At 75.5% G+C, this 9,171-nt stretch carries 7 protein-coding genes and 1 pseudogene; 4 read left to right on the plus strand and 4 right to left on the minus strand.

Annotation, left to right across the window (positions count from 1 at the left end; translation table 11 throughout):
* Together ACFV4N_RS34540 and ACFV4N_RS34545 are read right to left on the minus strand one after the other, a co-directional pair.
* On the minus strand, positions 1-1,105 hold a 1,105-nt coding region (locus tag ACFV4N_RS34540; RefSeq protein ID WP_499676863.1), incomplete at its 3' end, for an AMP-binding protein.
* Between the two features lie 395 nt (positions 1,106-1,500).
* Positions 1,501-2,391, minus strand: coding sequence for a S8 family serine peptidase (locus ACFV4N_RS34545; RefSeq protein ID WP_499676864.1), 891 nt, complete (start codon positions 2,389-2,391; stop codon positions 1,501-1,503).
* A gap of 410 nt (positions 2,392-2,801) precedes the next feature.
* On the opposite strand from ACFV4N_RS34545, the gene ACFV4N_RS34550 reads away from it, so the two are divergent.
* Positions 2,802-5,414: a LuxR C-terminal-related transcriptional regulator gene (locus ACFV4N_RS34550; protein WP_499676865.1), complete on the plus strand. Its 2,613-nt coding sequence runs from the start codon at positions 2,802-2,804 to the stop codon at positions 5,412-5,414.
* A 45-nt stretch (positions 5,415-5,459) separates the two neighbouring features.
* A complete protein-coding gene (locus ACFV4N_RS34555; RefSeq protein WP_499676866.1) occupies positions 5,460-6,143 on the plus strand; it encodes a S1 family peptidase in 684 nt (227 codons plus the stop codon).
* A gap of 86 nt (positions 6,144-6,229) precedes the next feature.
* Here ACFV4N_RS34555 and ACFV4N_RS34560 read toward each other — a convergent pair whose 3' ends face one another.
* Positions 6,230-6,682 (minus strand): hypothetical protein, encoded by a 453-nt coding sequence (locus tag ACFV4N_RS34560; RefSeq protein ID WP_499676867.1) that lies wholly within the window; start codon positions 6,680-6,682, stop codon positions 6,230-6,232.
* A gap of 108 nt (positions 6,683-6,790) precedes the next feature.
* Between ACFV4N_RS34560 and ACFV4N_RS34565 the strand changes: the two genes are divergently transcribed.
* Positions 6,791-7,522: an SDR family oxidoreductase gene (locus tag ACFV4N_RS34565; protein ID WP_499676868.1), complete on the plus strand. Its 732-nt coding sequence runs from the start codon at positions 6,791-6,793 to the stop codon at positions 7,520-7,522.
* Positions 7,519-8,397: an RNA polymerase sigma factor SigJ gene (gene sigJ, locus ACFV4N_RS34570; protein WP_499676869.1), complete on the plus strand. Its 879-nt coding sequence runs from the start codon at positions 7,519-7,521 to the stop codon at positions 8,395-8,397. Before ACFV4N_RS34565 ends, sigJ begins: the two co-directional genes overlap by 4 nt.
* A gap of 38 nt (positions 8,398-8,435) precedes the next feature.
* Here the strand turns inward: sigJ and ACFV4N_RS34575 are convergent.
* A pseudogene (locus ACFV4N_RS34575) lies at positions 8,436-8,800 on the minus strand (transposase); the annotation flags it as partial.
* Positions 8,801-9,171 lie beyond the last annotated feature (371 nt).

Below are 9,171 nucleotides of genomic sequence, written 5' to 3' on the forward strand. Positions count from 1 at the left end.
GGCGCGCGGCGAACGGGTCGGGCAGGAACCGGGCCCGTTCCTCCTCCGGGCGGCCCAGGTAGCCGCGGGCCAGCCCGTCGCCGGCCAGGTGCAGCTCGCCCACCGCGCCCGGCGGCGCCTCGGCGCTGGCGTCGTCGAGCACGTAGGCCCGCGTGCCGGGCAGCGGCACCCCGATCGGGGGCGTGCCCCGGTGGTCGCGCCCGACCTCGGCCCAGGTGGAGCAGGCGGTGCCCTCGGCCGACCCGTACAGGTTGAGCAGCCGGCGCAGGCCCGGCAGCCGCCAGACCCGGCGCGCCAGGTCCTCGGTGAGCGGTTCGCCCGCCAGGCAGACGGTTTCCACGCCCGGCGGCACCGCGTCCGCCGCCAGCAGCTCGCGCATCGTCGACGGCACGGTGCTCAGCAGCCGCACGCCCTCCACCGCGCCGGGCGCCACCGGGTCCGGCGCGGTGTCCGCCAGCACGAACCGGCCGCCGTGCGCCAGCGGGCCGAAGATCTCGAAGACCGACAGGTCGGAGCACACGGAGGTGGCGGCCAGCACCCCGTCCAGCTCCCGCGCGGTGAACGCCTCGCCGACCCACGACAGCAGCGCCGCGACGGACCGGTGCTCCACCAGGACGCCCTTGGGCGTGCCGGTGGCGCCGGAGGTGTAGGTCAGGTAGGCCAGGTCGCCCGGCCCGACCCGCACGGGCGGTCGGGTGGCGGGGACGCCCGCCGGGTCCAGCTCCTCCCGGCACACCACCCGGCCCGGCGCGCCGACCGGGGCGCCGCCGGGCCAGAGCCGGTCGCGCACGGCGCGCTCGGTGAGCAGCAGCCGCGCGCCGGAGTCCGCGGCGGCGAACTCCGCGCGCCGGGCGGGGTGGGCGGGGTCCATCGCCACCAGGCACGCGCCCGCCTTGAGCACGGCCAGCACCGCCACGACCAGTTCCGGACCGCGCCGCAGGCACACGCCGACCCGGTCGCCGCCGCCCACGCCGTGCCGGCGCAGCAGGCGGGCCAGTCGGTTGGCGCGCTCGTCCAGCTCCCGGTAGCGCACCCGGCCACCGCGCCAGCGGAAGGCCTCGGCGTCCGGCGTGCGCTCGGCCTGCCGCTCGACGAACCGGTGCACGCAACCCACCGCCGCGGCGCCCCGGACAACCGGTTCGCGAAGGGGGAAGGGCATGTCTCACCCGGCCGATCACTCTGCCCGCGCGGGAGTCGGGCGATTTCGTGTCGTGCCTGTCCGGTGCTCGTGGAATCGGTGCTCGTGGCATCGGTTCCTGTGCCGAACCGGCGCGGCGGAACCGACAACGCACTTTCGGCTCTGTTGCCCGAAGTTAGGGGAAGGCCGGGCAGCCTGCAAGGACGCGGGAGGGAATTCGTCCCAACGGTGGCACGTGGTCGCCGTTCCGGCCGGTGCTCGCATTCGAGTGGCGCTCGCGTGGAATCGTCGGCGAATGCCGCGTGGAATGCCGGCCGAATAGGCGCGACCACCCCGTCAGTCCTTTGTGGACGATCCGCCCCTCATCGGGTCGCGCGCCTGCGCGCGCGAACGGCCAACCAGACGGCCGGCGGCACCAGCACCGCGGCCGACCACCACCACAGCCCGCCGTGCCCCGGCGGGCCCTCCTCCAGCGCCCGCGCCGGGTCGACCACGCCGAACCCGTACCGCGGGTCGCGCCCCTCCGGACCGGCGTCGCGCGCGGTGGACGTCAGCAGCTCCACCACCTCGACGGCGTCCAGGTCCGGGTACTCCGCCCGCACCAGCGCCACCGCGCCGGACACCAAGGCCGCCGCGTAGCTCGTGCCGCTGCGCTCGCCGCGCGACGTGGGCACGTCCACGCCGGGCGCGGCCAGCGCCACCTCCGGCCCGGACACGCTCACGTCCTCCCGGAACCGCCCCTCGCGGTCCACGGCGGACACGGCCACCACGTGCTCGCCGCGCGCCAACGCCGTGACCCCGTCGTCCGTGCCGGCGTTGCCCGCCGCGGCCACCACGACCACGTCGTGCTCGGCGGCGTACCGCAGGCCCTCGTCGAACGACCCGGTCCCGCCGCCGAGCGACAGGTTCACCACCCGCGCCCCGTGGTCGACCGCCCACCGCAGCGCCTCGTTGGCGTCCGCGCCGCCCCCGGTCACCTTCACCGGCAGCACCCGCGCGCCGGGCGCGACGCCGGACCGCCCCGCGATCAGCGCGGCGACGTCCGTGCCGTGCCCGGAGGCGTCCCGCGCCCCGGAGCCGAGGTCGGGGAACTCGGCACCGGGCAGGACGGCACCGGCGAGGTCGGCGTGGTCCGGGTCGACCCCGGTGTCCAGCACGGCCACCGTCACACCGGCGCCGTCCGTGTGCGCCCACGCCCGCTCCAGGCCCAACTGCGCCACCCAGAACGCCACCGCCGCCAGAGCCGTGATCACCCGCGCGCCACCGGTGCGGTGTGGCCGGTCACCACCGCCGACGAAGCGGCGGGGCCTGATTCGTTCCTCGGGTGCGCAAGGGGCGTGCGGGCGCGCCGCCGTGAACTCGACATCCCGACCCCCTGGCTGATCATCCGGCGAAGTCGAGCGAACTGCATACCGGGGGTGGTGTCAAGGAACCGGCAATGCGGCAAGGCAGCGGTTCGGGGTGCGGGAAGGGGCGCGACTCGTGGAAATGCGCCCCCGGTCCTCCCGGTCGGACCCGCCCGCGGGACGGAGTCGGCTCACGTCGCGGGTGTGCCCGGTCGGGAACTCGCCGTTGCTCGACCTCACCGCCACCGGCCCCGGCGCGGGCGGGTGCGTCCGCGCCGTTGAACGGGAACGGGGCGGCCAGTACGGTCGGCGGTGGTATGGACCTCCTCGGCCGTGACGACCTGCTGGCCACCGTGCGGGCCGGGTTCGCGCGCGGTCCCGTGCTGCTGCACGGGCCGGTGGGGATCGGGAAGTCCGCCGTCCTGCGGGCCGTGCTGCCGGACGACGGCGTGGTGCTGCGCAGCAGCCCGGCGCGGGGCGACCGGCTGATCCCGTACCTGGTGCTGGCCGACCTGTTCGCCGACGTCCGGGTGGAGCTGCCCGAACCCCGGCGGGAGGCGCTGGACCGCGCGGTGCGGCGGCGCGCCGGCGAACCGGACCCGCTCGCCCTGCGGCAGGCCGTGCTGACCGTGTTCCGCGAGGTAGACCCGGTGGTGGCGGTCGACAACGGGCAGTGGGTGGACCGGGAGACGGCGGAGGTGCTGGCGTTCGCGGTGGCCAGGGCCGCGCCGCGGCTGGTCGTGGCGTCCCGGGAGCCGTGGCCCGGGTGGCGCGGCGAGGTGGTCGAGGTGCCGCCGCTGCCCGTCGCGGCGACCGCCGAGCTGATGGCCCGCCACGGCCGGGTCGACGTGCGGCTCACCGGGGGCAACCCGTGGTACGCCGTCGAGTTGAGCCGGTCGCCCGGTGGGATCCCGGCCCGGCTGCGGCAGCTCGTCGCCGAGCGGGTGAGCGCCCAGCCCGCCGGCACCCGGACCACCCTGCTCGTCGCCGCCCTGGCCGAGGAGCCGACGCTGCGCGCGCTCGTCCACTACGGGCGCGAGCGGGCCGCCGCGGAACTGCGGGACTGCCCGCTGGTGCGGGTGGACCCCGACGGCGAGGTGCGCTTCCGGGAGCCGCTGGTCGCCGCCGCGCTCCCCGCGGTCGCGTGCCCGGACGAGGTCCGCGCGGTCCACGCCCGGCTGGCGGTGCTGACCCCCGACCCGGTGGAGCGGGCGCGGCACCGGGCCCACGCGGTCACCGGGTTCGACGAGCCCACCGCGGTGGCGCTGCTGCGCGCCGCGAACGCCGCCCGGCGGCAGGGACGCCTCGGGCGTGCCGCGGAGCTGGGTGAACTCGCGGCCGACCGCACCCCGCCGAGCGCGCCCGCCCGAGCGGCCGGGAGGAGGTTGCGCGCCGCGGACGACGCGGTGCGCGCGGGCCGGCCGGAGCTGGCGACCTCGCTGGCGCGGGCTGTGCTGCGGGCACCCGGCGTGCCGAGGGCGCAGCAGGTCCGGGCCCGGCTGCTGGTCGTCGACGCCGCCGGTTACGCCAGGACCGCCGCCGACGGCGTGGTGGGGGAGGCGTTGACGCACGCCAGGGGGCACGCCGCCCTGGAGGGCCCGGCCCGGTACCGGTCCGCGGTGCACTCCGCGGTGGGCGGCGACCTGCGCGAGGCGGCCCGGCGCCTGGCCGACGCCGTGCTGCTGGCCCGCACGGCGAAGGACGTGCGCACCGAGGTCATGGCCCTGTGCTCGCTCGCGCTGTGCCAGGTCGCCCTCGGCGACCCCACCGCCGCCGGGACGCTCGACCTGGCGCGCGGCATCGCGCCCGAGCGGATGGCGGTCGCGCACGTGGGCACGCTGTGGGCCGCGGCCCGCCTCGACCTGTTCGCCGACCGGCTCCGGTCGGCCTCGGAGCACCTGGCGGTGCTGCTCGACCACGCGGGCGACCGCGGCCTGGTGGCCGAGGCGGTCGGCATGACGTGGGCGGCCGTCGAGGTGTGGGTCGCGATGGGGCGGTGCGGCAGCGCGCTGAGCCGGGCCGCGGAGAACCTGAGGCTGGCGGAGACGCTGGGGGTGGACCTCGCCCTGGCGTGCTACGGGGCCGCGCTCGCCGAGGCGTACGGCGGCGACCCGGTGGTGGCGGACGCCCTGGCGCGGCGGGGCGCGAGCCGCGCCGAGGCCGACGGCGACCACTCCTCCCTGGCGCGCAACCTGCACGCCCGCGGGTTGGCGGCGCTGGTCGCGGGCGACCCGGAGGCCGCGCTCGGACCGCTGCGCCGGGCGGCCGACCTCGAAGCGGGCATGGGCGTGGTGGACCCCGCGGTGTTCGCGGTCCGCCCCGACCTGGCCGAACCGCTCGTCGCGGTCGGGAGGCTGGAGGAGGCCGCCGGGGTGATCGGCGGCGCCAGGGCGGGCGCGGTGCGCCTGGGCCGGCGCGGCGTGGTCGCGTCGCTCGACCGGGCCGACGGCCTGCTCCGGCTGGCGCTGAGGGACCACGACGGCGCGGAGCGCCGGCTGAGGTCGGCGGTGGAGGCGCACCGGGAGCTGCGCCAGCCGCTCCAGCTCGGCCGCGACCTGCTCGCGTTGGGCATCGCCGAGCGCAGGCGCAAACGCCGGGGAGCGGCCCGCGGGCTGCTCGAACAGGCCCGGGAGGTGTTCACCGACAGCGGCGCGCCGAGGTGGGCGGCACGGGCGGCGGAGCTGCTCGGCGACACCCCGGGCGGCGACGTCCTGACCGCGTTCGAGACCAGGATCGCCCGGCAGGTCGCCGAGGGCGCGGGCAACCCGGAGGTGGCCGGGCGGCTGGACATCAGCGTCAAGACCGTCGAGGGGGCGCTGACCCGCATCTACCGCAAGCTGGGCGTGCACAACCGCACCCAGCTCGCCGCCCGGCTGCGCGAGGAGCGGGAGTTCCCCGTTTCCGGCGGGGGCGCCGGCCGCCCATCCTGACTCCCGCCTGTGCACGCCCTGCCTCAAGGACGAGGAGATCCCTGCATGCGTTTCCCTGTGCTGGTCTGCGCGCTGCTGTGCGCGCTCACCTCGCTCACCGCGTCTCCCGCGCACGCCGCGGAAGAGAGCGGCGCCCAACCCCTGATCATCGGCGGCTCACTCGTGTCGTCGGCCCCCTGGGCCGCCGCGGTGTACCGCAGCGGCTCGTTCACCTGCTCCGGCACGATCCTGTCGCCGCAGTGGGTGCTGACCGCCAAGCACTGCGTCGGCGCGAGCCTGTCGGTCCGCGTGGGGAACGTCTACCGCGCCCAGGGCACGCCCAGCTCGGTGACCCGCTACGTGAACCACCCGCAGGCCGACGTGTCGCTGCTCCAGCTGAGCACGCCGGTCCAGACGAGCCAGTACTCCAGGCTCGCCGACGCCAACCCGCCCATCGGCTCCACCAACCAGCTCTACGGCTGGGGCTACACCAGCCGCAACGGCCCCGTGTCACCGCAGCTCAAGACGGCCGACGTGCGGCTGACCTCGATCTGCCGCGACTACTACGGCGGCCAGGCGCTGTGCACGAGCCGGATCACGGGCAACGCGTGGTCGGGCGACTCGGGCGGCCCTCAGATGTACAACGGCCTCCAGGTCGGCGTCGCCTCCACCGCCGACGGCACGTCGACGCAGCAGTACAGCAGCGTGCCGGCGGTCCGGGCGTGGATCCGCTCCACCTCGGGGGTCTGACGACCGCGCCGGGGGTGGCGGGGGCGGGTGCCCGGCCACCCGCGGTTCCTTCGGTTCGGTGAGGTCGCCCGCCCGGGTGCGCGGACTCAGGTCTGCGGCCACATGGAGTAGATGACGTCGTCCCCGTCCGTGCACACCACCTGCGGCAGGGCCGGTTCCGGGACCTGGTTGCACGTCATCGGGCCGACCTGCAGCGGCGGGAGGCCGGGGGTCGGGTCGCGGCGCTCGGCGTAGTAGTCGAACAGCACGGCGGCGGCTTCGTCGCAGTCCAGGCGGCCCGACGGGGTCTCGACCACGACGGCCAGCATCGGTTTGCCCAGGGCGCCCGTGAACGGCTGGTCGCAGTACCGGGCGGGCGCGCCCTCGTCGATCTCGGGCAGCTCGACCGGCTCCGGCGGCCGGGTGGTCCTCCCGGTCGTCGTGGGCGCTTCGGTCCTCGTGGGTGCCCCGTTCGTGGTCGTGACCGCGGCGCCCTCTCCCGATACGGTGGTGGAACAGCCCGTGACCAGGGCCAACAGGGCGACTAGAAGGATCTTCACGTCCAAAGGTTCGCCCGATCGGAGTGGTTCGTTACCGGCCACGTCACAGCTCGCGGAGCCGGATCGTCCTGATGATGACGGGATTCGCACGAAGGTTGGGACGTGGAGATGAAGATCGCGGTTGCGGGTGGCACCGGAGTTGTCGGGCGCAAGGTCGTCGAGGAGGTCGCGCGGACCGGGCACGAGGCGGTGGTGCTCAGCCGGTCCAACGTCGACCTGACCACCGGGGAAGGGCTCGACGAGGCGTTGTCGGGGTGCGAGGCGGTGATCGACGTCTCCAACGGCCCGGCGTGGACGCGCGAGGAGGTCGAGCGGTTCTTCACCGCGACGACCACGAACCTGCTCGACGCGGCCGAACGCGCGGGCGTGCGGCACGTGGTGGTGCTGTCGATCGTCGGCGCCGACGAGGTCGACCTGGACTACTACTTCGGCAAGCGCCGCCAGGAGGCCCTGGTCACGGCCGGGCGCGTGCCGTGGACGGTGCTGAAGGCCACGCAGTTCTTCGAGTTCCCCGGGCAGGTGCTGGCGCAGGCTGCCGGACCGGTGGTCCAGGTGCCCGCCATGCTGTCGCAGCCGGTGGCCACCGAGGACGTCGCGGCCAGGTTGGTCGAGTTGGCCGTGGGTGAGCCGCAGGGGTTCGCGCTGCCCATCGCCGGGCCCGAGCGGCTGCGGGTGGTGGACATGGCGCGGCAGCTGGTGGCCCGGCTCGGCGACGACCTGAGAGTGGAGGAGGCCGAGGGCGGGCCCGCCGGGCTGGCCACGGGTGGCCTGACCCCGAAGGGCGAGTACACGGAGGGCAAGCGGACCTACGCTGAGTACCTGGCCTCGGTGGGCGGATGACCCGCGTCGCCGAGCTGGCCGCCGAGTACACCCGCGTGCGGCCTCGGTTGGTCGGCGTCGCCTACTCCATCGTCGGCACCCTGGCCGAGGCGCAGGACGTGGTCTCGGACTGCTGGCTGAAGCTGGTGGAGGCCGACGGCCGGGACCGCGTCCTGGACCTGGAGGCGTGGGCCGTGGTGGCGGTGGCCCGGCGGGCGGTGGACGTGTTGCGGTCGGCGCGCGTGCAGCGGGAGGAGTACGTCGGGCCGTGGCTGCCCGAGCCGCTGGTCGACCCCGGCGTACCCGACCCGGCCGAGCGCGTCACCCTCGACGACACCGTGAGCTACGCGCTCATGGTCGTCCTGGAGACGCTCACCCCGGCCGAGCGCACCACGTGGGTGCTGAACGAGGTGTTCGGGATGCCGTTCCCGGAGATCGCCGAGGTGGTGGGGCGCAGTCCCGCCGCCGTGCGGCAACTGGCGGTGCGGGCCAGGGCGCACATCACGGCCCGCGCGCCCCGCGTGGAGGTGGCCGCGCCCGAGCACCGCAGGGTGGTCGACGCCTTCCTCAGCGCGGTCGAGGGCGGCGACCTGGCCGCGCTGGTTGGCCTCCTCGACCCGGACGTGGTGCTCACCAGCGACGGTGGCGGCCTGCTCGGCGTTGCGCGCCGTCCGGTGCACGGGCCCGACCGCGTGGCGCGCTTCGTGCTCGGCGTGCGCCGCAAGGTGGCCGCCGACGAGCACCTGCGGCCACTGGCGATCAACGGGGGTCCGGGGTTCGCCGTGGTGCGGGCCGATGGCACGACGCGCTTCGTCTGCGCCATCACCGTCGATCTCGACCGGGTGCGACGGGTGGACATCGTCGTGGCACCCGCCAAGCTGCCCGATGCGTTGTGAGCAGCCGTTTCCGAGCTGTTGAGGTAGCAGCTGTTGAGGTGGCAGCTGAGCGCGCGGGCCAGTTGCCTGAGTTGGAGGTGGATATCGGCTCGTCGTTCCCAGCGGGTGCGTAGTCATTTGTACTGGTGCGGCCAGGAGAAGGTGGGTTCCACGACCCAGCGGACCTTGTCCGGTCCGGAGCCGTGGTCGGCCGCGGGTGCGGTGTTTTGAACCCGGCCGACCCCGATCGACGGGCGAGGGGCCCGTCGCCGCCCCCTATTGAGTGCACGCACGTGCGAGGCGTCCACCATCGCGGTGTCCAACTCCAACCGGCCTCCAACCGGCCCAACGCCCGCAGCCGATCCGACAGCGCCTCGTGCAGCATGGGCCACACGCCGGCCCCGGTCCAGTCCCGTGACCGCCGCCCGCTCGGTTGCCCACCGGCAACCGCCCCGGCGTGGTGGAGGGTAGGCGTTCGTAGTCGCGGACGCAGCGATGGTGTCCGGTGATCCAGGCCGGGCTTCGTTCGACCACCCGCCGTCCCGACCCCGCGTGGCCCGGCCCGCGGTCTGCGCGGCACGCACCGATTGCGAGTCCATCACCGCCACCGGTGGAGCCGCAACCCGGCCCTCCGCCAGCCGGACGCGATCACGCAACGCGTCGAGCAGCCGCTGCGACGACCGACCTTCTCCCCGGCGGTTAGGTCGTGTTTCAGATGTGGCGTAGCCAGATGTTGATGGCGGCGATGTCGATGGTGGCCTGGTAGCGGACGGCGAGCTTGTCGTAGCGGGTGGC

This window comes from Actinosynnema sp. NPDC059797 (genome assembly GCF_042732085.1).
Lineage (GTDB): Bacteria > Actinomycetota > Actinomycetes > Mycobacteriales > Pseudonocardiaceae > Actinosynnema.